The organism is Streptomyces sp. 6N223, from assembly GCF_052246635.1.
Lineage (GTDB): Bacteria > Actinomycetota > Actinomycetes > Streptomycetales > Streptomycetaceae > Streptomyces.
In genome coordinates, this window is sequence record NZ_JBQQCA010000062.1 from 1 (window position 1) to 22,943 (window position 22,943).

Sequence of the window (22,943 nt, forward strand, 5' to 3'; positions counted from 1 at the left end):
TCCAGGAACGCACCGATCGCCAACGGTCCGGACTGCCCTTGGACCAGGACTCCAGCACCCGGCTCTGCCGCTGCGGAGAGCGAAATATCCGACCAACGCTCAACTCTGAGCAATAAGTAGGAAGCAGCCTACCTTTGCGAGGTAGTCGTCGATTTTCCGTCTCATGAAGCGCGACGACTCCTCGGCCCGGTCCTCCCACGCGAAGACGCAGGAGGTGAGGGTGCCGTCGAAGCCGTTGGCCCTGAGCTCGCGGAACAGCTCGTCGAAGTTCACCTCGCCCTGCCCGATGTCCAGGTGCTGGTGGACGCGGACGGGGGCGCCGGGCGGGTTGACGATGTAGCGGTTGCCGGAGGAGGCGGTGTGGTCGAAGGCGTCGGCCAGGTGGACGATGCGCAGCAGCCCGCCGGCGTGCTCGATGATGCCGGGCGCGTCGTTGCCCTGGTGGAAGGTGTGGGGGGCGCAATAGACGAAGCCGAGCAGCGGGCTGTTGATGCCGTGGATCATGTCCACGGCGGCGTGGCCGTCCTCGATGAAGTCGTACGGGTGGGGCTCCAGGGCGAGGCGAACGCCCGCGCGCTCGAAGACGGGGAGGAGTTCCTCCGTGGAGCGCCAGAACTGGGCCTCGCAGCGGGCGGCTTCGGTGTAGGCGCCGTTGAACTCGGAGTTCATCTGGTCGACGCCGAGCGCGGCGGTGATCTCGATGGCGCGCTTCCAGTAGCGCACGGCGGCCTGCCGGTCGTCCTCGTCCGGGCCCGCCCAGCGGAAGAGCGGCAGGACGGAGGAGATCCCGACGCCGGCGGCGGCCAGGGCCTTGCGGAAGGCGGTGACCGTGGCGTCGTCGACGCGGGGGTGGGCGTAGAAGGGGATGAAGTCCTCGCGCGGGGAGAGCTCGATCCACTCGTAGCCCAGCTCGGCGACGACGCCGGGGAGGTCGAGGAGGGGGACGTGGCGGAGCATGTAGGGGTCAAGGGCGATCTTCATCCGCGTCAGCCTCCCTCGGGGGCGTAGAGCGCGGGGCGGTCGATCATGGTCACGGCCCGGCGCTCGCCCGTGCGCTGGGCGGCGACGCCCGCCTCGCAGACCGCGGCGGCGGCGTAGCCGTCCCACGCGCTGGGGCCGGTGACCGCGCCGCGCCGCGTGGCGTCGGCCCAGGCCTGCACCTCGCGGTCGTAGGCGTCGGCGAAGCGGCCGATGAAGTCGGGGGCGATCTCGCCGCCCCAGCGGCCCTCGACGTTGGTCATCAGGCCGTGGGCCTCGCCGATGCGGGCGGTGCCGCGTTCGCAGACGGCCTCGGCCTGCACCTGGTAGCCGAAGCCGCAGGTGGCGAAGATCTCGACGTTGACGACCGCGCCGCGCTCGGTCTCGAGGACGACGAACTGCGGGTCGCTCAGCCCGGCGGGGGCGTGGGAGCTGGGGGCCGGGAGGATCACGGTCACGGCGGTGATCTCCTGGCCGAGGAGCCAGCGCGTGGCGTCCATCTCGTGCACCACGGCGTCGTTGATGAGCATCTCGCTGGTGAAGTAGGGGTGGAGGGACGCGTTGCGGTGGCGGCAGTGCAGCAGGAGGGGGCGGCCGAGGGTGCCGGCGGCCAGCAGCGCGTGGAGCTGCTGGTACTCGGCGTCGAAGCGGCGCATGAAGCCGACCTGGATGCGGCGGCGGCCGAGCTTCTGCTCGGCTTCGAGGACGCGCTGCGCGCTGGCGGCGTCCGGCGTCAGCGGCTTCTCGCACAGCACGGGCAGGTCGCGCTCCAGCGCCGCGAGCAGCGCGGCCTCGTGGGCGGGGCCCGGGGAGGCGATGAGCACGGCGTCCACGCCGGGGGCGTCCATGGCGGCGACGGGGTCGGTGTGGGCGGTGCAGCCGTCGATCCCGGCCGCGAGGCCGCCGGCCCGGGCGTCGTCGATGTCGGCGACGGCCGCGACGCGCGCGCCGCTGGTCACCTGGTCGAGGCGACGGACGTGGTCGGCGCCCATCATGCCGGCGCCGATGACGGCCACGCCGAGGGTGCCGGTGGGTGGGAGGGAGGCGTTGGTCATGCGTGGTTCCTCCTACGCCCCGCAGCTCGCCAGGAAGCGGCGGGTGCGCCGGGCGACGGGGAAGGGCTGGTCGGGCGGGCAGGGGTACATGTCCTGCTCGACGATGGCGAACAGGTCGACGCCGAGCGCCTGCGCGGCCTGGAGCACGGGAGGCATCTCGGGGATGCCGCGCGGGGGTTCCTGGAAGACGCCGCGCCGCACGGCCGGGCCGAAGGGGGTGGCGTCGCGCACGACCTCGGCGAGGATGGCGGGGTCCACCTGCTTGAGGTGGAGGTAGCCGATGCGCTCGCCGTAGGTCTCGATGAGCTTGACGCTGTCACCGCCGCAGTAGGCGTAGTGGCCGGTGTCGAGGCAGACGCCGACGAGGCCGGCGTCGGTGGCGTCGAGGAAGCGGGAGACGTTCTCCTCGCCGTCGATGTGGGTGTCGGCGTGGGGGTGGACGACGATGCGCAGGCCGAAGGTGTCGCGGACCGCGCGGCCGAGGCGTTCCATGCCGGAGGCGAGGTCGGCGAACTGCGCGGTGGTCAGCTCGGCGGGCTCGGTCTGCTCGCCGGTGACGGGGTCGCGCCAGAACTCGGGGATGACGACGAGGTGCTTCGCGCCCATGGCCCGGGTGAGGGTGGCGACCTGGGAGACGTGCTCCCAGGTGGCGTCCCAGACGGCGGGGCCCCGGTGGAGGGCGGTGAAGACGGTGCCGGCGGAGACCCGCAGGTCGCGCCTGGCGAGCTCGTCGCCGAGGCGGGCGGGGTCGGTCGGCAGGTAGCCGTAGGGGCCGAGCTCGATCCAGGGGTAGCCGGCCTCGGCGACCTCGTCGAGGAAGCGCTGCCAGGGCACCTGCTGGGGGTCGTCGGGGAACCACACGCCCCAGGAGTCGGGGGCCGAGCCGACCCGGAGGCGGTCCAGCACGGGCATGGACATGGGGGTGATCTCCTTCTTACGCGGACTTGCTGGTGGTGCCGGTCGTGCCGGTCGTGCTGGTCGTGCCGGTCGTGCCGGGTTCCGGGGCGGGTTGCGCGGCGGGGGTGTCGCCGACCTCGGCCCCCCCGGGCAGGGCCTCCACGTCCACGCCCCTGACCTGGGCGAGTTCGTGCTTGAGCGCGGCGAGCTCGACGCCGCCGGCCATGTGGTTGGTGAGCTCCTCCAGGCTGACGCTGTCGCGGGGCGCGCTGAGCTCGACCGTGCCCAGGCGCAGCACCGTGAAGTGGTCGCCGACCATGTAGGCGTGGTGGGGGTTGTGGGTGATGAAGACGACGCCGAGGCCGCGTTCGCGGGCGGCGGCGATGTACCGCAGCACGACGCCGGACTGCTTGACGCCGAGGGCGGCGGTCGGCTCGTCGAGGATGAGCACGCGGGCGCCGAAGTAGACGGCGCGGGCGATGGCGACCGACTGGCGCTGGCCGCCGGAGAGCGAGCCGACGGGCTGGTCGAGGTCGTCCAGGACGATGCCCATCTGGCGCAGCTCGGCGTCGGCGATCCGCTTCATCTCGGCGATGTCGAGCCAGCGGACGGGCCAGCGGCCCTTGGTGATCTCGGAGCCGAGGAAGAAGTTGCGCCACACCGGCATGAGCGTGACGGTGGCGAGGTCCTGGTAGACGGCGGCGATGCCGCGGTCGAGGGCCTCGCGGGGGCTGGAGAGGCGTACGGACTTCCCGTCGATGCGGAAGTCGCCCTCGGTGTGCTGGTGCAGACCGGAGATGATCTTGATGAGGGTGGACTTGCCGGCGCCGTTGTCGCCCAGCACGCACGTGACCCGGCCGGGTTCGACGGCGAGGTCGACGCCGCGGAGGGCGCGGATGTTCCCGTAGGACTTGCCGACGCCGGAGAGCTCGACGAGAGGGGGTGTCGTGGTGCTTGCCATGGGTGTCACCTCCGGGTGGCCTGCTTGCGGACGTACAGGTTCAGCAGCACGGCCAGCAGGAGCATCGCGCCGAGGAAGAACATGAACCAGTCGGGGTCCCAGTCGGCGTAGACGATGCCCTGGGAGACCATGCCGAACAGCAGGGCGCCGATCACCGGGCCGAGAATGGAGCCGTAGCCGCCGGTCAGCAGCACGCCGCCGATGACCGCGGCGGCGATGTAGAGCAGCTCGTTGCCGACGCCGCCGCCCGACTGGACGGTGTTGAAGGCGAAGAGCTGGTGCATGCCGACGAACCAGGCGGCGAGGCCGACGGTCATGAAGAGGCTGATCTTGACGAAGGTGACCGGAACGCCGACCGCCCGCGCGCTGTCCTTGTTGCCGCCGACGGCGAAGACCCAGCTGCCGTACTTGGTGCGGAAGAGCACCCAGGTGGCGAGGGCGGCGAAGGCGAGCCAGTAGAAGACGGTGATGCGGATGTTGGTGCCGAGGACGCTGACGTTGGAGGCGAAGACGCTCTCCGCCTGGTCGAAGCCCTCCATGTCGCGGATGGAGTCGGTGGCGACGTTGCCGCTGACGGCCTTGGTGATGGCGAGGTTGAGGCCCTGAAGCATCATGAAGGTGCCCAGCGTCACCAGGAAGCTGGGCAGGCCGGTCTTCACCAGCAGGATGCCGTTGAACGCGCCGATGGCGAGGGAGAGGACGAGCGCGACGAGCACGCCCATCCACACGTTCAGCGTGTACTGGTAGGCGAACATGCTGGCGGTCAGCGCCGAGGAGATGACGGCGACGCCGGAGGAGAGGTCGAACTCGCCGCCGATCATCAGGAGCGCGACGGCCACGCCCATGATGCCCAGGGTGGAGGCCTGGTAGAGGACGGTGGAGAAGGAGTCGAACTGCCGGAAGGGCTCGGCGACGACGTAGAAGAAGACGTAGACGGCCATGGCGCCGAGCAGGGCGCCCATCTCGGGGCGGGCCAGCAGGCGGCGCGGCAGGGAACGCCGGGTGGTCCTGCCGTCGTGCCCGGAGGGGGTGCCCCCCGCCGCCGTGACGGCGGGGGACGACGCGGCGTCCGCGGGCTGGCCCTGTTTGCTCACGGCTGTGTGGCTCATGGGATCACCGGGTGCCGTTCGCGGCGAACGCGGCCACTTGCTCGATGTTCGTCTCGTCGACGAAGGCGGGCCCGGTCAGCACCGGCTCCTCGCTGCCGCCGGGGAAGTTGCCGTTGGTGGCGTACAGCCAGAGGGTGTCGACGGACATGTAGCCCTGGAGGTACGGCTGCTGGTCGACGGCGAACCGCACGTCGCCGGCCTCGATGGCCTGCGCCAGCTCGTTGTTGAGGTCGAAGGTGGCGACCTGGGCGTCGCTGCCGGCGTCGCTGACCGCGCTGACGGCGGTCATGGCGAACGGCGCGCCGAGGGTGACGACGTAGTCGATGGAGTCGTCCTGGCGCAGCTTGGCCTCGATGGAGGACTTCACGGCGGGCATGTCCGTGCCCTCGACGTAGAGGGTCTCGGTCTCGCCCTCGAAGGTGTCCTTGACGCCCGCGCAGCGCTGCTCCAGGGCGATGTTGCCCTGCTCCATGATCACGCAGACGGCGTGCTGGGCGCCCTCCTCGTTCAGCCGCTCGCCGAAGGCCTGGCCCGCGACCTCCTCGTCCTGGCCGAAGTGGGCCAGCGCGCCGACGTCCTTCCAGGCGGAGAGGCCGGAGTTGAAGCTGACCACGGGGATGCCGGCGTCCTGGGCGTCGGCGATGGCGCCGCGCAGGCCCTCGGGGTTGGCCAGCGAGACGGCGATGCCGTCGACCTCCTGGTTGATGGCGTTCTGGATCAGGTTGGCCTGCTCGGCGACGTCGGGGTCGCTGGAGTAGACGAGGTTGACGTTGTCCTTCTTGGCGGCCATCTCGGCGCCCTTCTGGACGATGTCCCAGAAGGTGTCGCCGGGGGCCGCGTGGGTGATCATGGCGATCTTGAGTTCCTCGGTGCCGGCGTTGCCGACGACGGCGTCCTGTGCCTGCTCCTCGGCCTCGGCGCCACCGGAGTCGCTGGAGCAGCCGGCGACCAGCAGTGCTCCTGCGGCTCCGAGGGCGGCGAGGGCGGAGAGTCTGCGTGAACTGCGGAAACGAGCGATGCCGTTCATCGTCCTGGTACCTCACTTCGGTGTGAGCGGGGTCGGCGTCCGGGCAGGTGCCCGGGGGAGGGCCGTTGCGACGGGAGCAAACCCCCACCGGAGTGAATCTGTCAATAGATTGTCAGGACAATACTTCATCTTTACGTAACGACAGCACAACGATCCCAGGCGCCCCAGATCCGGACGTCCATATGTAATGACAAACTATTGACAGGTGATCCATCCCGGACCGACCCTTGGGTGGATCCGGCACGCACAGGGCCGACCCAGGGAAGCGAGCGTGGGCATGCCACTCGACGTCATCACGATGGGGCGCATCGGGGTGGATATCTACCCGCTGGAAACCGGCGTTCCACTCCCCCAGGTCGAGTCCTTCGCGAAGTTCCTGGGCGGCTCCCCCACCAACGTCGCCGTGGCCGCCGCCCGCCTCGGCCGCGCCGCGGCCGTCATCACCCGCACCGGGCGCGACCCCTTCGGCGACTACTGCCACCAGGCGCTGAAGGAGTTCGGCGTCGACGACCGCTGGGTGACGGCGGTGGAGGCGTACCCCACGCCCGTCACCTTCTGCGAGATCTTCCCGCCGGACGACTTCCCGCTCTACTTCTACCGGCTGCCCAAGGCCCCCGACCTCGTCATCCACGCCGACGAGCTGGACCTGGAGGCGATCCGGGCCGCCCGCGTGTTCTGGATGACCGGTACCGGGCTGTGCGAGGAGCCGAGCCGCACGGCCACGCTCACGGCGCTCGCCGAACGCGGCGCGGAGCGGGCGGCGCAGCGCGCGGACACCCGGGTCGCCACCGTCTTCGACCTCGACTGGCGGCCCATGTTCTGGGCGGACGGCGACGCGGCCGCGGCCCGCCCCCACTACCGCGAGGCGCTCGCCCACGCCACCGTCGCCGTCGGCAACCTCGCCGAGTGCGAGGTCGCCACCGGCGAGCGCGAGCCGCGCGCCTGCGCCGAGGCGCTGCTGGCCGCCGGGGTCGAGCTGGCCGTCGTCAAGCGCGGCCCGGAGGGGGTGCTCGCCCTGCACCGCGACGGCCGCGTCGCCGAGGTGCCGCCGCACCCCGTGGAGGTCGTCAACGGCCTGGGCGCGGGCGACGCCTTCGGCGGCGCGCTCTGCCACGGCCTGCTGGCGGGCTGGGGCCTCGCGCCGATGATGCGCTTCTGCAACGCCGCCGGCGCGCTGGTCGCCTCCCGCCTCGCCTGCTCCTCCGCCATGCCCTTCGCCCCGGAGGTCGAGGCCCTGCTGAAGAACGCCCCGGGCGCCCCGCACGCCCGGAACGCCGCCGGGAACGCCGCCGGGAACGCCGCCGAGGACGCCCAGGAAGGAAGCCCGAGTTGAGCGTCAGCATCTCCGACCTCGTCCGCGTGCGCACCCGGCACCCCGAGGCCATCGCCGAGGCCGCCGCCCGCCGCGTGCGCCGCCCGCTGATCGGCGAGAGCGGCCGGCTGATGATCGTCGCCGCCGACCACCCGGCGCGCGGCGCCCTGTCCGTCGGCGGCGACCGGCTCGCCATGGCCAACCGCTGCGAGCTGCTGGAACGCCTCATGCTCGCGCTGTCGCGCCCCGGCGTCGACGGCGTACTCGCCACCGCCGACATCCTGGAGGACCTGCTGCTGCTCGGCGCCCTCGACGGCAAGGTCGTCATGGGCTCGATGAACCGCGGCGGCCTGGCGGGTGCGGCATTCGAGCTCGACGACCGCTTCACCGGGCACCGGGCCGAGGACATCCGGCGCCTCGGCTTCGACGCGGGCAAGCTGCTGCTGCGCATCGACTACAGCGACGCGGGCTCGCTGGCCACGATGTTCTCCACCGCCCGCGCCATCGACGAGATGGCCCGGCACCGGCTGCCGGTCTTCGTCGAGCCGTTCATCTCCCGCCGCATAGCGGGGAAGGTGACCAACGACCTGAGCGCGGAGGCCGTGGCCACCTCCATCGCCATCGCCTCCGGCCTCGGCGGCACCTCGGCGTACACCTGGCTGAAGGTGCCGGTCACGGAGAACGTGGACGACATGGCCCAGGTGATGGAGACCTCGACGCTGCCGGCCGTGCTGCTGGGCGGCGAGGTCAACGGCGACCAGGAGGGCGCGTACGAGAAGTGGCGCAAGGCGCTGCGGCTGCCCACCGTGCAGGGGCTGGTCGTCGGCCGCTCGCTGCTCTACCCGGCCGACGGGGACGTGGCCGCGGCCGTGGACACCGCCGTCGGCCTGCTGTGAACGAAAGACGACTGCCGGACTGCCGGACTGCCGCGATGAAGGGGCGTAAGAGCACCGTGACCACCTCCTCCCACTCCTCCGACTCCCACCCCTCCGACTTCTACGTCCCGGCCGGGTCGTCCGGCTCGGGGTCCTACACCCTGGACCTCTCCCCCGAGCGGAGCGTGCTGGGCCACTCCTCGCTGCGCGTGCTGCCGCTCGCGCCCGGCGGCTCGCACGCCTTCTACGCCGGGGAGAGCGAGTGGATCGTGCTGCCGCTGGCCGGCTCCTGCACGGTCACCGCCGACGGGCAGCGCTTCGAACTGCGCGGGCGCGCCAGCGTCTTCGCGGGCGTCAGCGACTTCGCCTACGTGCCGCCCGGCGCGCGGGTCGGCGTCTCCTCGCGCGGCGGCGGCCGCTTCGCGCTCGCCGGGGCCCGCTGCGGTGGCGAACGCCGCCTGCCCGCCCGGTACCGGCCCGCCTCCGAGGTGCCGGTGGAACTGCGCGGCGCCGGGGCCTGCTCGCGGCAGGTCAACAACTTCGCCGCCGCCGGCACCTTCGACGCCGAGAAGCTGATCGCCGTGGAGGTGCTGACCCCCGGCGGCAACTGGTCGTCCTACCCGCCGCACAAGCACGACGAGTGCCGGCCCGGCGTCGAGTCGGAGCTGGAGGAGATCTACTACTTCGAGATCGCCGCGGCGGCGGCCGGCAACCCGGCCGCCGAGGGCGTGGGCTACCAGCGGGTGACGCCCTCCGGGCAGGGTAAGGGCACCGAGGTCCTGGCGGAGGTCCGCACCGGCGACGCCGTCCTGATCCCCGACGGCTGGCACGGCCCGTCGATCGCCGCGCCCGGCCACGACATGTACTACCTCAACGTGATGGCGGGCCCGGAGCCCGACAGGCAGTGGCTGATCTGCGACCACCCCGACCACGCCTGGATCCGCGGCGCGTGGGCGACGCAGCCGGTGGACCCGCGCCTGCCGCTGTACGAGGCGCCGGCGCCGGAGGTGGAGCGGTGAGGGCGCCCGCAACGCCGCGACACGGCGGCGGCGCGGCGGGCCCGGCGGGCCCGGTCTCCGGCCGGAGCCGAGCGCCCGCTGAGGCGATCCGGCATCAGGCAAGCGGAGGCTCGCGCCCTCGGGGCGTGACCGGGGGCTCCGCCCCCTGGCCCCCGGCCGCCGACGCCCCTGCACCCCACCCAGCGCTGGACGCCGTCGTCAGCCACCCCGGCCAAGTGGGCGCGGCCGCGCCGCGCCGCGGCCGACGGCCGTGCGCCGAACACCGCGCCGGAGGCGGAGTGGCCAGCCGCACGACGGCCTGCCCGGCCCCCACCGGCCGGAGCCGAGCGCCCGCTCAGGCAATCCGGCCGCGACCGACCGCGACCCCGGGGCTGGGCGCCGCCGTCAGCCACCCCATCCCAGCCGTCCCAAGCCGTCCGCAGGACACCGCACCGGAGGTGCACCCATGACGCACGAGAACACGGCGGCGTCTGCCGGCCGTCCGCAGGACGGAGCCCACCGCCTCACCGTCGCGCAGGCCCTCGTCCGCTTTCTCGCCGCGCAGTACACCGAGCGGGACGGGCGGCGGGAGCGGCTGATCGAGTCCTGCTGGGGGATCTTCGGCCACGGCAACGTGGCCGGGATCGGGCAGGCGCTGGTGGAGAGCGGGCAGGGTCCGGACGCCGCCCTGCCGTTTCACCAGGGGCGCAACGAGCAGGCGATGGTGCACGCCGCCGTCGCGTACGCCCGGCAGAAGGACCGGCTCTCCGCGCAGGCCGTCACCACCTCCATCGGGCCCGGCGCCACCAACCTGGTGACCGGCGCCGCCCTGGCCACCGTCAACCGGCTGCCGGTGCTGCTGCTGCCCGGCGACGCCTTCGCCACCCGGCCCGCCGACCCGGTGCTGCAGCAGCTCGAACACCCGGGCGCGGGCGACGTCTCCGTCAACGACGCGCTGCGCCCGGTCTCCCGCTACTTCGACCGCGTCCACCGGCCCGAGGCGCTCGTCCCGGCGGCGATGCAGGCGATGCGCGTGCTGGCCGACCCGGTCGAGACGGGCGCCGTGACCCTCGCGCTGCCGCAGGACGTGCAGGCGGAAGCCTTCGACTGGCCGGAGGCGTTCTTCGCCGAGCGGGTCTGGCGCGTGCCCCGGCCCGCGCCCGAGCCCGGCGCCCTGGCCGAGGCGGTGCGGGCGGTGCGCGCCGCCCGGCGCCCGCTGATCATCGCCGGCGGCGGGGTGCACCACAGCCGGGCCGGGGCCGCGCTCGCCGCGCTCGCCGACGCCACCGGCATCCCGGTGGCCACCACCCAGGCGGGCAAGGGCGCGCTGCGGCACGACCACCCCTGTGAGGTGGGCGGCATCGGCCACACCGGCACGGCCGTCGCCGACGACCTGGCGCGCCGCGCCGACCTGGTGATCGGCGTCGGCACCCGCTACACCGACTTCACGACCGCCTCCGGCACGCTCTTCGCCGAGCCCGGGGTGCGCTTCCTGAACCTGACCATCTCCCCCTTCGACGCGCACAAGATGGGCGGCCTGCCGCTGGTGGCCGACGCCCGCGCGGGTCTTGAGGCGCTGGGCGAGATGCTGCGCGCGGCCGGGTACGCCGTGGACGCGGCGTACCGCGAGGCGTACGCCGAGGGCCGGCTGCGGTGGGCGCGGGTCACCGACGCCGCCTTCGCCCCGGCATCCGAGGCGGCACGGCCGACGCAGACGCAGGTGCTCGGCGCGCTCGACGCCGTCGTCGGCGACGAGGACGTGGTGATCAACGCCGCCGGCTCGCTCCCCGGCGACCTGCACAAGCTGTGGCGGGCCCGCTCGCCGCGCCAGTACCACCTGGAGTACGGCTACTCCTGCATGGGGTACGAGATCCCGGCCGCGATCGGCGTGCGGCTGGCCGCGCCGGACCGGCCGGTGTGGGCGCTGGTCGGCGACGGGACGTACCTGATGATGCCGACGGAGATCGTCACGGCCGTGCAGGAGGGCCTCGCGATCAACGTGGTGATCCTCCAGAACCACGGCTACGCCTCGATCGGCGGGCTGTCGGAGGAGACGGGCGCGGAGCGCTTCGGCACCGCGTACCGGTACCGCGCGGCGGACGGCTCCTACACCGGGGAGCCGCTGCCGGTGGACCTCGCCGCCAACGCCGCCTCGCTGGGCATGGAGGTGCTGCGCGCCGAGAGCTACGCGCAGCTGCGCGCGGCGCTGGCGACGGCGCGCGCCTCGACGCGCCCGACCTGCGTGTACGTGGAGACGGACGCCTCTTCGGGCGCGGCGCCGACCGCCCCGGCGGCGCAGGCGTGGTGGGACGTGCCCGTCGCCGAGACCTCGACCCGCGACGCCGCCCGCAAGGCGCGCGAGGAGTACGAACGCCACGCCGCCACCCGGCGCCGCCACCTGTGAAGGGACCTGACATGCCTGGCACGACCGATTTGCGCACCATTTCTCACTTCATCGACAACGAGACCGCGCCGGGCACGTCCGGCCGCTCCGGGCCGGTGTTCAACCCCGCCACGGGCGCGCAGACGGGCGAGGTCGCCTTCGCCTCCGACGCCGAGGTGGACCGGGCGGTCGCGGCGGCCAAGGCGGCGTACCGCTCCTGGGGCACCGTCTCGCTGGCGCGCCGCACCGCGCTCCTGTACGCCTACCGGGAGCTGCTGCACGCCCGCCGCGAGGACCTGGCCCGCCTCATCACCGCCGAGCACGGCAAGGTGCACGCCGACGCGCTGGGCGAGGTGGCCCGCGGGATGGAGATCGTGGAGCTGGCCTGCGGCATCGCGGAGAAGCTCAAGGGGGAGCTGTCCACGCAGGTCTCGTCGGGCGTGGACGTGGCCTCGATCCGGCAGCCGCTGGGCGTGGTCGCGGGCATCACGCCGTTCAACTTCCCGGCGATGGTGCCGCTGTGGATGTTCCCGGTGGCCATCGCCTGCGGCAACACCTTCGTGCTGAAGCCGAGCGAGAAGGACCCCTCGGCCTCGCTGCTGCTGGCGGAGCTGGCGCGCGAGGCGGGCTTCCCGCCCGGCGTGCTGAACGTCGTCAACGGCGACCGGTCGGCGGTGGAGCGGATCCTGGCCCACCCGGACATCGCGGCCGTCAGCTTCGTCGGCTCGACGCCGGTGGCGCGCGCGATCCAGCGGGGCGCGCTGGAGCACGGCAAGCGCGTGCAGGCGCTGGGCGGGGCGAAGAACCACATGCTGGTGCTGCCCGACGCGGACCTGGAGGTGGCCGCCGACAACGCGATCAACGCCGCGTACGGGTCGGCGGGCGAGCGGTGCATGGCGGTGTCGGTGGTCGTGACCGTGGGGGACGCGGCCGGGGACGCGCTGGTGGAGAGGATCGCCAAGCGGGCGGCGGCGTTGCGGATCGGGCCGGGGGACGACCCGGCCTCGGAGATGGGGCCGCTGATCACGGCGGAGCACCGGGAGAAGGTGGCCTCGTACGTGCCGTCCGCGCGGGCGCAGGGCGCCGAGGTGGTGGTCGACGGCACCGGACTTGCGGTGCCGGGCCACGAGAGCGGCTTCTTCCTCGGCGTCTCGCTGCTGGACCGGGTCACGCCTGAGATGGACGCCTACCGGGACGAGATCTTCGGGCCGGTGCTGTGCGTGGCGCGGACGGGCTCGTACGACGAGGCGCTGGAGCTGATCAACTCCTCGCGCTGGGGCAACGGCACGGCCGTCTTCACGCGCGACGGCGGCGCGGCGCGGCGTTTCCAGCTGGAGGTGGAGGCGGGCATGGTCGGCGTGAACGTGCCGATCCCGGTGCCGGTGGGCTACCACTCCTTCGGCGGCTGGAAGGAGTCGCTCTTCGGCGACCACCACATCTACGGCAACGACGGGGTGCGGTTCTACACGCGCGGCAAGGTCATCACCACCCGGTGGCCGGACCCGGCGACGGCGGAGGGCGGCATCAACCTCGGCTTCCCCAGCAACCACTGAGCTGCCGCCGCCGGTCGGGGTCGGGGGCGGGCGGCCCGCCGGATGCCCGGACGCGGCTCCCGGTGGGGCGGGCGGCCCGGGCGGCGGCGCGGCGGGAGCGCCTGCTGAGGAGCTGGGCGGCGGTCGCGACGAGGAGGGAGAGGGCGGGGCCGATGGCCAGGGCGACCCAGGTGTTGTCGAGGACGGAGCCGCCCCAGTAGCCGATGCCGACGGAGTAGGACGCCCATATCGCCTCGGCGATGGCCGCGCCGAGGAGGAAGCGGTGCAGGGGGTAGCGGACGATGGCGGCGGTCAGCCCGCCGATGAGGCGGCCGCTGGGCAGGAAGCGGACGGCGGCCACGAACGGCACGCCGTGGGCGTGGATGCGGCCGGCGACCCACTCCAGGGCGGCGCGGCGGCGTTTGGTGCGGGAGAGCCAGCCCAGGGCGCGGCCGCTGGTCAGGCGTCCGAGGCCGAAGACGGCGGCGTCGCCGGCGAGGGCGGAGCCGGCCACCACCAGCAGCAGGACGACGAGGTTGAGTTCGCCGTCGGCGGCGAGGGCTCCCGCGGTGGCGATCATCGCGGAGTTGGGGACGAGCGGGGGCGCGGTGCCCAACGCCAGCAGGGCGTACATCCACAACGCACCGTCCATGCCTGCCCGTCCGTTTCCGTCGACTTACCTGAAAGCCAAAGCTGACACGTCTAGCCCACGGCCGGAACAAGCTCGGGCCGATACTGGGGACTTACCCGGGCAGGCGCGTTCCGTCCCCTAGGGGGCGGGTGACGGCACGTGCGTGCGGCTTCATGCCGGTGTCATACCGCACTTCATACCCCTCAGGGGTATTGCGTATGGTGGGGGGAAGCCGACAGGAGGAAGCCCATGACCACCACCACGTACAAGGTCTCCGGAATGAGCTGCGGACACTGCGAGGGCGCCGTCTCCTCGGAGGTCTCGGCCCTGCCGGGCGTCACCGAGGTCAAGGCCACCGCCGCCACCGGGCTGGTGACCGTCGTCTCCGAGGCGCCACTGACCGACGACGCCGTGCGGGCCGCCATCGACGAGGCCGGGTACGAGCTCGTCGGCAAGGCCTGACCGCCGGGAAGCGCACAGGGAGAAGCGCCCCGCTACGGGTCCCCCCACAGGGCCCGGCGCGGGGCGCTTCCTGCCGTCCGCTCAGAGCGTCCCCCCACGGGACCCCGGCTGGACGGCCGCCGGCGTGGATCCAGCCGAATCCGCGCCAACGTCGACCGGTTAGACCCACAGCTCGGAAAAAGGTTGCAGAGCAGTTGGTGTGACCCGTGTCACAGTATAGGGCGCTGCCCGCAACCCTTCCACCGCGGGTTCAACCACTTCTCCTAACGCTGCTCCACCGGCAGGTAGTCACGCTCCACCACACCCGTGTAGACCTGCCGCGGGCGGCCGATCCGCGTGGACGGGTCGGTGATCATCTCGTGCCACTGGGCGATCCAGCCCGGCAGCCGCCCCAGCGCGAAGAGCACCGTGAACATGCTGGCCGGAAAGCCCATGGCCCGGTAGATGAGACCGGTGTAGAAGTCGACGTTCGGATAGAGCTTGCGCGACACGAAGTAGTCGTCGCTCAGGGCGTGTTCCTCCAGGCGCAGGGCGATGTCCAGCAGCTCGTCGGACTTGCCCAGCGCGGACAGCACGTCGTGCGCCGCCGCCTTGATGATCTTCGCGCGCGGGTCGAAGTTCTTGTAGACCCGGTGCCCGAAGCCCATGAGCTTGACGCCCTGCTCCTTGTTCTTCACCTTGCGGATGAAGGTGTCCACGTCGCCGCCCTCGCGCTGGATGCTCTCCAGCATCTCCAGCACCGCCGCGTTCGCCCCGCCGTGGAGGGGGCCCCACAGCGCGTTGATCCCGGCGGAGACGGAGACGAAGAGGTTGGCCTGCGAGGAGCCGACGATCCGCACCGTGGAGGTGGAGCAGTTCTGCTCGTGGTCGGCGTGCAGGATGAGCAGCTTGTCCAGCGCGCCGGTCACGACCGGGTCGAGCTGATAGTCCTCGGCCGGGACCGAGAAGGTCATGCGCAGGAAGTTCTCCACGTACCCCAGGTCGTTGCTGGGGTAGACGAAGGGATGGCCCATGGCCTTCTTGTAGGCGTACGCCGCGATCGTCGGCAGCTTCGCCAGCAGCCGGATCGTGGAGATGTGCCGCTGCTCGGGGTCGAGCGGGTTGTGGCTGTCCTGGTAGAACGTGGACAGCGCGCTCACCACGGAGGTGAGCATCGCCATCGGGTGGGCGTCCCGGGGGAACCCGTCAAAGAAGCGCTTGACGTCCTCGTGCAGCAGCGTGTGCTGGGTGATCTCGTTACGGAACGCCGCCAGCTCGTCCACCGTCGGCAGCTCGCCGTAGATCAGCAGGTACGCCGTCTCCAGGAAGGAGCCGCGCTCCGCGAGCTGCTCGATCGGATACCCACGGTAACGAAGAATGCCCTTCTCGCCATCGAGGTACGTAATCGCCGAAGTGCACGCCGAAGTGTTGCCGTAACCGGAGTCCAGGGTCACCAGACCGGTCTGGGCGCGCAGCTTGCCGATGTCGAAGCCCTGATCGCCGACCGAGCTCTCCACCAGCGGGTAGCGGTACTCGTTCTCTCCGTACCGCAGGAATACTGCTTTGTCTGCTGTGTCGTCGTAGCGGTTTTCGCTCACGTCATCCCTCACCGACGTTGTGCCTCTTCTTCGAGGTGCCCTGACTCCTTCCACTGTCCCTCATCCGGGGCCGAATGGTGCACTCGGGGTCGGATTTTGGCTCAGCTTCTGGCACGCGGTGCCGCATTCGCGCCCCCCAAACACCGCATAGCGGGAGCTTCAGGGCCGCGGCTCGGCCAGCGACTCCAGCCGCCCCGCCAGGCGGGCGTCGAGCGCGGTGCACCGCCGGCCCGCCGAGACGCTGCGCACGGCCTGGCCGAGCGCCCGCCGCGAACCGACCAGCACCACCAGCTTCTTGGCCCGGGTGACGGCCGTATACAACAGGTTCCGCTGGAGCATCATCCAGGCGCTCATCGTCACAGGAACGACCACGCAGGGATACTCGCTGCCCTGGGAGCGGTGGATGGTGACGGCGTAGGCGTGGGCCAGCTCGTCCAGCTCCGAGAAGTCGTACCCCACCTCCTCGTCCTCGTCGGTGACCACGGTCAGTCGCTGCTCGTCCGCATCCAGGCCCGTCACCACGCCGACCGTGCCGTTGAAGACGCCGTTGGCGCCCTTCTCATAATTATTTCTGATCTGCGTAACTTTGTCGCCCACGCGGAAGACGCGGCCGCCGAAGCGCTTCTCCGGCAGCCCCGGGCGGGCCGGGGTGACCGCCTGCTGGAGCAGCCCGTTCAGCACCCCCGCCCCGGCCGGGCCCCGGTGCATGGGCGTGAGCACCTGCACGTCCCGCCGCGCGTCGAGCCCGAAACGGGCGGGGACGCGGCGGGCGGCCACGTCCACCGCCAGCTTCCCCGCCTCCTCGGTGTCGTCCTCCACGAAGAGGAAGAAGTCGGCCAGCCCCTGGGTGACCGGCGGCATGCCGGCGTTGATGCGGTGGGCGTTGGTCACCACACCCGACTGCTGCGCCTGCCGGAAGATCCGCGTCAGCCGCACCGCCGGCACCGGCCCGCCCTCGGCCAGCAGGTCCCGCAGCACCTCCCCCGCCCCCACCGAGGGCAGCTGGTCCACGTCCCCCACCAGCAGCAGGTGCGCGCCCGGCGCCACGGCCTTGACCAGCTTGTTCGCCAGCAGCAGGTCGAGCATGGACGCCTCGTCCACCACCACCAGGTCCGCGTCCAGCGGCCGGTCCCGGTCGTACGCCGCGTCCCCGCCGGGCTTGAGCTCCAGCAGCCGGTGCACGGTGGACGCCTCGGCGCCCGTCAGCTCCGCCAGCCTCTTCGCCGCCCGGCCGGTGGGCGCCGCCAGCACCACCTTGGCCCGCTTGGCGCGCGCCAGCTCCACCACCGAGCGCACGGTGAAGGACTTGCCGCAGCCGGGCCCGCCGGTCAGCACCGCGACCCGCTCGGTCAGCGCCAGCCGCACCGCGTCCCGCTGCTCCGGCGCCAGCTCCGCCCCCGTCCGCTGCGCCAGCCACCCCAGCGCCCTCTCCCAGTCCACGCCCTGAAACGCCGCCAGCCGGTCCTCCTCCGCGCGCAGCAGCCGCCGCACCTGCCCCGCCAGCGACAGCTCGGCCCGGTGGAACGGCACCAGGTACACCGCCGTCACCGTGCCGTCGGGGTGCTCCGGGTCGGGCACCGCCTCGCGCACCACGCCCTCCGGGTCGGCGGCCAGCTCGCCCAGGCAGTCGATCACCAGGCCCGTGTCCACCTGGAGCAGCTTCACCGCGTCGGCGATCAGCCGCTCCTCCGGCAGGTAGCAGTGGCCGGCGTCGGTGGCCTGGGACAGCGCGTACTGCAGGCCCGCCTTGACCCGCTCGGGGCTGTCGGGCGGGATGCCCACCGCCCGCGCGATGCGGTCCGCGGTGAGGAACCCGATGCCCCACACCTCGGCCGCCAGCCGGTAGGGCTGGTTCTTCACCACGGAGATCGAGGCGTCGCCGTACTTCTTGTAGATCCGCACCGCGATGGAGGTGGAGACCTCCACGCCCTGGAGGAAGACCATCACCTCCTTGATGGCCTTCTGCTCCTCCCAGGCGGCGGCGATCAGCGCCGTGCGCTTGGGGCCCAGGCCCGGCACCTCGATCAGCCGCTTCGGCTCGGCCTCGATCACATCGAGGGTCTCCAGCCCGAAGTGGTCCACGATGCGCTCGGCGGTCTTCGGCCCGATCCCCTTGATCAGCCCCGACCCCAGGTACCGGCGTATGCCCTGGACGGTGGCCGGGAGGACGGTCGTGTAGTTCTCCACCGTGAACTGGCGGCCGTACTGCGGGTGGGACCCCCAGCGGCCGGTCATCCGCAGCGACTCGCCCACCTGCGCGCCCAGCAGCGACCCCACGACCGTCAGCAACTCGCCGCCGCCCCGGCCGGTGTCGACCCGGGCCACGGTGTACCCGTTCTCCTCGTTGGCGTACGTGATGCGCTCCAGCACGCCCTCAAGCACCGCGTTCCCCGACAACATGCCTCAGACGTTAGACCCCGGCACTGACACTCGGCGACTACGCGGCGTAACGGCATGGTGAGGCCCGGGGGACGGCGTGACGGCGAAGGGCCCGGCCCCCCACCCTCCGGGCCCTTCGCTCCCCTCCTGTGAACCTTTCTGACCCACCACGCCCCGGAATGGTTGCGTCCTCAGCAGGCGTTACCCAGTGGCGAGATCTCCGACACTTCCCGTTTTGCTGTCAGGTACCCGTGCTTTCCCGGCGTCTTTCATCACGGGCCGGTCGGATCGGAGGAGGCAGATGTTGAACATCGACGTCAACAGCGGTCGCGATCCAGAACCAGAGACCGAGGGACGGCCGGAGGGAGAGCCGCCGTGGCAGCCGGACGGCATCGCGCTGCCCCTCACCGACCAGCGGGCCCGGCACGCCCAGCTGACCGGCGGCAAGGCGTCCGCGCTGGCCCGCGCAGCCGGGGCGGGCCTGCCGGTGCTGCCGGGCTTCGTCGTGCTGCCGCCCGGCCCGGGGAACGCGGGAACACGCCCCGCCGCCGGGCCCGGACTCCTCACCGCCTGGCGGAAGCTGAGCCTCAACGGGGCCAGGCCGCTGGTGGTCCGCTCCTCCTCCGCGGCCGAGGACACCGCCGAGTCCTCCATGGCCGGCCAGTTCGACTCCGTGCTCGACGTGCGCGGCTGGGACGCCTTCACCGAGGCGCGCACCGTGCGCGCCTCCGCCGCGCGCCTGGAGTCCGAGGCGGCGATGGCCGTGCTGGTGCAGCCGATGGTGCGCGCCCGCCTCGGCGGCGTGCTCTTCGGCGCCGACCCGGTGGCCGGACGCACCGACCGCTTCCTGGTGAGCGTGGTCCGCGGCGGCCCCGACAGCCTCGTCAGCGGCGCCCAGCAGGGCACCAGCTTCCACCTCACCCCGCACGGCAGGCTGGAGCCGGGCGCCGACCCCATCGTGATCGCGCGCCTGCTGAGCGCCGCCGAGCTGCGGCGGCTGGCCTCGCTGGCCCGCCGCGCGGCCCACGTCTTCGGCGGGCCGCAGGACATCGAGTTCGCCTTCGACGGGCGCACCGGCACGCTGTGGCTCTTCCAGAGCCGCCCCATCACCGCCATGGCGCCCCGCCCCGCCCGCCGCGCCCGGCTGCTGGGCCCCGGCCCGGTGGCCGAGACGCTGCCGGGCGTGCTCCAGCCGCTGGAGGAGGACCTGTGGGTCACGCCGATGGCCCACGGCCTGGCCGCCGCGCTGGACCTCGCCGGGGCCGCGCCCCGCGCGCGGCTGCGCGAGGTGCCCGTGGTCTCCACCGTCGAGGGGCACGCCGTGGCCGACCTGACGCTGCTGGGCGTCGCGCCGCGCCGCCACCGCCTCCTCAACGCCCTCAACCCGCTGCCCCCCATGCGGCGCCTCGCCGCCGCCTGGCGCGTCGGCCGGCTGCACGGCACGCTGCCGGACCTGGCCGCCGCGCTGGTGGCCGAGGTGGACGGGCAGCTCGCCGAGGCGCCGCCGCCGACGGAGCTGAGCGCGGCCGGGCTGGTCACGGCGTTGCGCTGGTCGCGCGGGACGCTCGTGGCGCTCCACGCCCAGGAGGCCCTCGCCGGGGCGCTGCTCGAAGCCGGCGGGCCCGGCGGGCCGGGCGGGCCGGGCCGCCAGGCCACCGGCACCGGCACCGCCGCCGCGAGCGCCCTGGCGGCGTTGCACCACGGCCGCGCGGAGGGGCTCGACGACGCGCGGATCGTCGCGGCCCGCCCCGAGGTGCTGGCGCTCGTGCCGCCCTCGCTGACCGAGCCGCTGCGGCTGCCCGCGCAGGGCCTGGCCGGATCCGGGCCCGGCACCGGGAGCCTGGGGCCGAGGGAGGCGCTGCGGCTGCGCGTCCGGTGGGTCCAGGAGTTCCAGGTACGTCTGGTGCGGGAGGTGGCGTACCGCATCGCCGCCCGGGACGGCCTGGCGTGGCCGGAGCCCGAGCGGTTGGCGAGGATCGCGCTGCTGCGCTGGCCGGAGCTGGTCGGCGCGGCCGAGGGCGGCCCGCTGCCGGAGGACCTGCCCCAGCGGCAGCCGCGTCCGGGCGGGGCCCCGCTGCCGGACGCCTTCCGGCTGGCCGAGGGCGGCCTGGTGGTCGCCGAGCGGGCCGGGGCCGGCGGCGCGGACGCCGCGTCGGCGCCGGGCGGCGGGCAGGGCGTCTCCGGCGGCCGTGTCTCGGGCGTGGTCTGGGACGGCACCGGGCCGCGCCCGGACGGGGCCGTGCTGGTGGTGCGCACCCTCGACCCGGCGCTCGCGCCGGTGCTGCCACGGCTGACCGCGCTGGTGGCGCAGACAGGCAGCCCGCTGTCCCATCTCGCGGTGCTGGCAAGGGAGTTGCGGCTGCCGACGGTGACGGGGGCGACGGGCGCGGTGGACCGCTTCCCACCGGGGACGCGGGTGGTGGTGGACGGCTCGACCGGCGAGGTGGCGGCCGTCGCCGACTCCGGCTCCGGCTCCGGAACGCCGGGTGAGCCGGACGCGGATGCCGGGCCGGAGGACGGGGCCGGGGGCGCCCGGCGGCTGGCGAGTGAGGCGCGGTCATGAGGTCGGCGAGGCTGCTGGCGTACCTCTTCGCCGGGATGGTCGCGCTCGGCGCGGCCAGCTACGTCGTGGTCTACCTCTACCGCTGGCAGTGGCAGCGCGCCATCCTCAGCGGCGTCCTGCTGCTCGTCGTCGAGGTGCTGCTGCTCGGCCTGATGCTGCTGGACCGGATAGGGCGGCTGGAGCAGCGGGTGCGCGACGGCGACCGCAGGCAGGAGGAGATCCTCACGCGGCTGCGCGAGGCCGGGCGCATCGGGGACGCCGGGGGAGCCGAGTTCCCCGAACGCGGCGAACTCCCCGGCCGCGTGGGCCGCGCCGCGCCCGCCGCCCGCTTCGCCTGGCTGGACCAGGCGCTGGAGCGCGAGCGGCACACCTTCGTCTTCGTGCCGGTGCTGATGGCGGCCGGGGTGGCCATGTCCGGGCTCGCCTGGGTGGTCGAGCGCGTCGCCCGCCGCACCGTACGGCCCGCCGCCACCCGGCGTCTGGCCGCCCGCCTCGCGCCGCTGGCCGCGCCCCCGGGCGGCGTCGGCGGCGAGGTGGCCGACCTGCCCGAACGCCCGGCGCTCGGCCGCGGTCCCGGCCGCGGTCCCGGCCCCGGTCCTGGCCCCGGAGGCGGACGTGGGCGCGGCTGGCTGCGGGCCGCCGGCTGGGTGGCGCTGGCCGCGGGCAGCGTCGGCCTGGTCATCGGCCTGGCCAAGCTGACCCAGACCCAGCCGCCGGCGCACGGCACCGACTCGGCGACGACGGTGCTGTTCACGCTGGACTCCCAGGGCCTGCCGGAGGGCCGCGCGCAGCTCGCGGCCCGGCAGCAGTGGGAGCGCTGCCGGGACGCCACATCGGTCCCGCTGGAGCAGGCGGGGATGACCGCGCTGGACGAGAACCTGTTCGCGGCGACGATCCACCCCTCGCTCAGCGAGCACGACGAGATGCGGCTGCTGGGCTGCCTGGAGGACGCCACCATCGACCGGATCCAGCTCCACGTCGTCGGCACCGGCGCCGTCGGAGCGGCGCGTGTCAGCGGCAACGACACCCGCTGATCGGGGCTTTGCCTGGTGGCGATGGGCCCTCCCACCCCTCCCACCCCGCCGCGCCGCGCGCCAGGGAACCGAGTTCACCTGGTGAAGCGTCACTTCCCCCGCGTACGTGTGCCCGTGTGGGCGTGCGTGCCCATCACAACGGGGAATCGGGGAACGGGGATTCGGGGGAAGGACGCCACACCATGACCAGGGGCACGACCATGCGCGGACCGCTCGGCGTCGTCGCCGCAACTGTGCTGGCCCTCACCTGTGGGGCTCTCACATCGTGCGAGCCGGAGGAGATCGACGGGGGCGGCGGGAACGGCGGGGGCGGCGGCCCCTCGCAGGAGCAGCAGCAGGAGCAGGCGGCCGTGGAGCCGCCGACGAAGGAGCCGGAGGCCGCCGAGTTCTCGATCGTCCCGGCCGACGAGTCGGGCGACGCGTCCAGCGCCCAGTCCGGCGACGAGCCGCTGTGGGGCTGCACGCTCAACTGGATGCTCGACTGGCCCATGGAGACCACCACGGAGCCCACGGTGGAAGCCACCTACGGGATGAACCTGTCCTGCGAGTGGCCGGAGATCGGCGGGCCGACCATCGATTCTGACCTGCAGGTCGACCTCAAGGAGGAGGGCGGCGGGACCATCGACGAGGCCCCCATGGTCACGGGCGGCTGGGACACCGACGACTACCTCGAAAGCTCCGACACCGTCGAGGTCGCCTACCCCCGCCAGCTGTGGATGAGCTCCCACCTGGTGATGCAGCTCATCCCCGGCTGCGGCATCGACGGCTGCGGCGACCCCGACCCGGGCTTCGTATGGGGCGCCATGCCCCCGGAGTGCCTGGGCACGGGCACCTGGATCGCGGTCTGCGACTACGAGTGGCGGGACATCAACATCGGCAACGCCGCCTGCGATGACGCCCCCAGCTACAACGAGGAGTCCAGCAGCGTGCGTTACCAGGTGACCTGTGACGGCGGCACCGCCACGGTCACCGCCCAGATCACCAACGCCGACGACGGGAAGTGCACCTACGCCCACGCGTACTTCTACGGCGGCCGCTGGGAGTGGGCAGGCCGCTGCGAGCCCGGCTCGGGGAGCGTCACCCTCGGCACGGGCAGAGGACCGGTCGTCCACATCGTCCCGATGACGCGCGAGCCCTCCACGCAGTAGTGGCAGTCCCAGGCGCCCGGTC

Annotated in this window: 18 protein-coding genes; 9 read left to right on the forward strand and 9 right to left on the reverse strand. The window is 73.1% G+C overall.

Annotated elements, in window-relative coordinates; all coding sequences use genetic code 11:
• Positions 1-99 precede the first annotated feature (99 nt).
• From ACTWQH_RS27900 to ACTWQH_RS27925, 6 genes are read right to left on the reverse strand one after another with little or no spacing between them, the layout of a single operon-like run.
• Positions 100-981 (reverse strand): sugar phosphate isomerase/epimerase family protein, encoded by an 882-nt coding sequence (locus ACTWQH_RS27900; RefSeq protein WP_443289547.1) that lies wholly within the window; start codon positions 979-981, stop codon positions 100-102.
• 5 nt (positions 982-986) lie between these two features.
• Positions 987-2,033, reverse strand: coding sequence for a Gfo/Idh/MocA family protein (locus tag ACTWQH_RS27905; RefSeq protein ID WP_443289548.1), 1,047 nt, complete (start codon positions 2,031-2,033; stop codon positions 987-989).
• Positions 2,034-2,045: 12 nt separating this feature from the next.
• Positions 2,046-2,951, reverse strand: a complete 906-nt coding sequence (locus ACTWQH_RS27910; protein ID WP_443289549.1) for a sugar phosphate isomerase/epimerase family protein — start codon at positions 2,949-2,951, stop codon at positions 2,046-2,048.
• A gap of 16 nt (positions 2,952-2,967) precedes the next feature.
• Entirely contained in the window at positions 2,968-3,891 is a 924-nt protein-coding gene (locus tag ACTWQH_RS27915; protein ID WP_443289550.1) for an ATP-binding cassette domain-containing protein, read from the reverse strand.
• A 5-nt stretch (positions 3,892-3,896) separates the two neighbouring features.
• Positions 3,897-5,000 carry an ABC transporter permease gene (locus tag ACTWQH_RS27920; protein WP_443289551.1) on the reverse strand — a complete coding sequence of 368 codons (1,104 nt, stop codon included), beginning with the start codon at positions 4,998-5,000 and terminating at the stop codon, positions 3,897-3,899.
• A gap of 4 nt (positions 5,001-5,004) precedes the next feature.
• On the reverse strand, positions 5,005-6,027 hold the full coding sequence (locus ACTWQH_RS27925) for a sugar ABC transporter substrate-binding protein (protein ID WP_443289552.1): 1,023 nt from the start codon (positions 6,025-6,027) through the stop codon (positions 5,005-5,007).
• 277 nt (positions 6,028-6,304) lie between these two features.
• On the opposite strand from ACTWQH_RS27925, the gene iolC reads away from it, so the two are divergent.
• The 5 genes from iolC to ACTWQH_RS27950 all read left to right on the forward strand — a co-directional run bounded on the left by iolC (position 6,305) and on the right by ACTWQH_RS27950 (position 13,148).
• Positions 6,305-7,360 (forward strand): 5-dehydro-2-deoxygluconokinase, encoded by a 1,056-nt coding sequence (gene iolC, locus ACTWQH_RS27930; RefSeq protein WP_443289581.1) that lies wholly within the window; start codon positions 6,305-6,307, stop codon positions 7,358-7,360.
• A complete protein-coding gene (locus ACTWQH_RS27935; protein WP_443289553.1) occupies positions 7,357-8,235 on the forward strand; it encodes a Cgl0159 family (beta/alpha)8-fold protein in 879 nt (292 codons plus the stop codon). The genes iolC and ACTWQH_RS27935 overlap by 4 nt, the downstream gene beginning before the upstream one ends.
• A gap of 35 nt (positions 8,236-8,270) precedes the next feature.
• Positions 8,271-9,233, forward strand: a complete 963-nt coding sequence (gene iolB / locus ACTWQH_RS27940) for a 5-deoxy-glucuronate isomerase (RefSeq protein WP_443289554.1) — start codon at positions 8,271-8,273, stop codon at positions 9,231-9,233.
• 445 nt (positions 9,234-9,678) lie between these two features.
• Positions 9,679-11,616, forward strand: coding sequence for a 3D-(3,5/4)-trihydroxycyclohexane-1,2-dione acylhydrolase (decyclizing) (gene iolD / locus ACTWQH_RS27945; protein ID WP_443289555.1), 1,938 nt, complete (start codon positions 9,679-9,681; stop codon positions 11,614-11,616).
• A gap of 29 nt (positions 11,617-11,645) precedes the next feature.
• Positions 11,646-13,148, forward strand: a complete 1,503-nt coding sequence (locus ACTWQH_RS27950; protein WP_443289582.1) for a CoA-acylating methylmalonate-semialdehyde dehydrogenase — start codon at positions 11,646-11,648, stop codon at positions 13,146-13,148.
• Here ACTWQH_RS27950 and ACTWQH_RS27955 read toward each other — a convergent pair.
• Positions 13,120-13,779, reverse strand: coding sequence for a DedA family protein (locus tag ACTWQH_RS27955; RefSeq protein WP_443289556.1), 660 nt, complete (start codon positions 13,777-13,779; stop codon positions 13,120-13,122). The two genes, ACTWQH_RS27950 and ACTWQH_RS27955, sit on opposite strands and share 29 nt — an antisense overlap.
• A 138-nt stretch (positions 13,780-13,917) precedes the next feature.
• Here ACTWQH_RS27955 and ACTWQH_RS27960 point away from each other — a divergent pair, with 138 nt between their 5' ends.
• Entirely contained in the window at positions 13,918-14,220 is a 303-nt protein-coding gene (locus tag ACTWQH_RS27960; protein ID WP_443289557.1) for a heavy-metal-associated domain-containing protein, read from the forward strand.
• A gap of 263 nt (positions 14,221-14,483) precedes the next feature.
• Here ACTWQH_RS27960 and ACTWQH_RS27965 read toward each other — a convergent pair whose 3' ends face one another.
• Positions 14,484-15,809, reverse strand: a complete 1,326-nt coding sequence (locus tag ACTWQH_RS27965; RefSeq protein ID WP_443289558.1) for a citrate synthase — start codon at positions 15,807-15,809, stop codon at positions 14,484-14,486.
• A 147-nt stretch (positions 15,810-15,956) separates the two neighbouring features.
• On the reverse strand, positions 15,957-18,194 hold the full coding sequence (gene recD2 / locus ACTWQH_RS27970; protein WP_443289583.1) for an SF1B family DNA helicase RecD2: 2,238 nt from the start codon (positions 18,192-18,194) through the stop codon (positions 15,957-15,959).
• 283 nt (positions 18,195-18,477) lie between these two features.
• Here recD2 and ACTWQH_RS27975 point away from each other — a divergent pair, with 283 nt between their 5' ends.
• The 3 genes from ACTWQH_RS27975 (at position 18,478) to ACTWQH_RS27985 (ending at position 22,921) form a co-directional block, all read left to right on the forward strand.
• Positions 18,478-20,739: a PEP/pyruvate-binding domain-containing protein gene (locus ACTWQH_RS27975; protein WP_443289559.1), complete on the forward strand. Its 2,262-nt coding sequence runs from the start codon at positions 18,478-18,480 to the stop codon at positions 20,737-20,739.
• The gene (locus ACTWQH_RS27980) at positions 20,736-21,773 is read left to right on the forward strand and encodes a hypothetical protein (protein WP_443289560.1); all 1,038 of its coding nucleotides are present in this window, start codon (positions 20,736-20,738) and stop codon (positions 21,771-21,773) included. Before ACTWQH_RS27975 ends, ACTWQH_RS27980 begins: the two co-directional genes overlap by 4 nt.
• A gap of 182 nt (positions 21,774-21,955) precedes the next feature.
• Complete coding sequence (locus tag ACTWQH_RS27985; protein WP_443289561.1) at positions 21,956-22,921, forward strand: hypothetical protein; 966 nt, start codon at positions 21,956-21,958, stop codon at positions 22,919-22,921.
• The last annotated feature ends 22 nt before the right edge of the window (positions 22,922-22,943 follow it).

What these genes read in the sequence shown, in the direction of transcription:
- ACTWQH_RS27900 (WP_443289547.1), bottom strand. Translation starts at nt 981, where the DNA reads ATGAAGATCGCCCTTGACCCCTACATGCTCCGCCACGTCCCCCTCCTC.
- ACTWQH_RS27905 (WP_443289548.1), bottom strand. Translation starts at nt 2,033, where the DNA reads ATGACCAACGCCTCCCTCCCACCCACCGGCACCCTCGGCGTGGCCGTC.
- ACTWQH_RS27910 (WP_443289549.1), bottom strand. Translation starts at nt 2,951, where the DNA reads ATGTCCATGCCCGTGCTGGACCGCCTCCGGGTCGGCTCGGCCCCCGAC.
- ACTWQH_RS27915 (WP_443289550.1), bottom strand. Translation starts at nt 3,891, where the DNA reads ATGGCAAGCACCACGACACCCCCTCTCGTCGAGCTCTCCGGCGTCGGC.
- ACTWQH_RS27920 (WP_443289551.1), bottom strand. Translation starts at nt 5,000, where the DNA reads ATGAGCCACACAGCCGTGAGCAAACAGGGCCAGCCCGCGGACGCCGCG.
- ACTWQH_RS27925 (WP_443289552.1), bottom strand. Translation starts at nt 6,027, where the DNA reads ATGAACGGCATCGCTCGTTTCCGCAGTTCACGCAGACTCTCCGCCCTC.
- iolC (WP_443289581.1), top strand. Translation starts at nt 6,305, where the DNA reads ATGCCACTCGACGTCATCACGATGGGGCGCATCGGGGTGGATATCTAC.
- iolB (WP_443289554.1), top strand. Translation starts at nt 8,271, where the DNA reads ATGAAGGGGCGTAAGAGCACCGTGACCACCTCCTCCCACTCCTCCGAC.
- iolD (WP_443289555.1), top strand. Translation starts at nt 9,679, where the DNA reads ATGACGCACGAGAACACGGCGGCGTCTGCCGGCCGTCCGCAGGACGGA.
- ACTWQH_RS27955 (WP_443289556.1), bottom strand. Translation starts at nt 13,779, where the DNA reads ATGGACGGTGCGTTGTGGATGTACGCCCTGCTGGCGTTGGGCACCGCG.
- ACTWQH_RS27975 (WP_443289559.1), top strand. Translation starts at nt 18,478, where the DNA reads ATGTTGAACATCGACGTCAACAGCGGTCGCGATCCAGAACCAGAGACC.
- ACTWQH_RS27980 (WP_443289560.1), top strand. Translation starts at nt 20,736, where the DNA reads ATGAGGTCGGCGAGGCTGCTGGCGTACCTCTTCGCCGGGATGGTCGCG.
- ACTWQH_RS27985 (WP_443289561.1), top strand. Translation starts at nt 21,956, where the DNA reads ATGACCAGGGGCACGACCATGCGCGGACCGCTCGGCGTCGTCGCCGCA.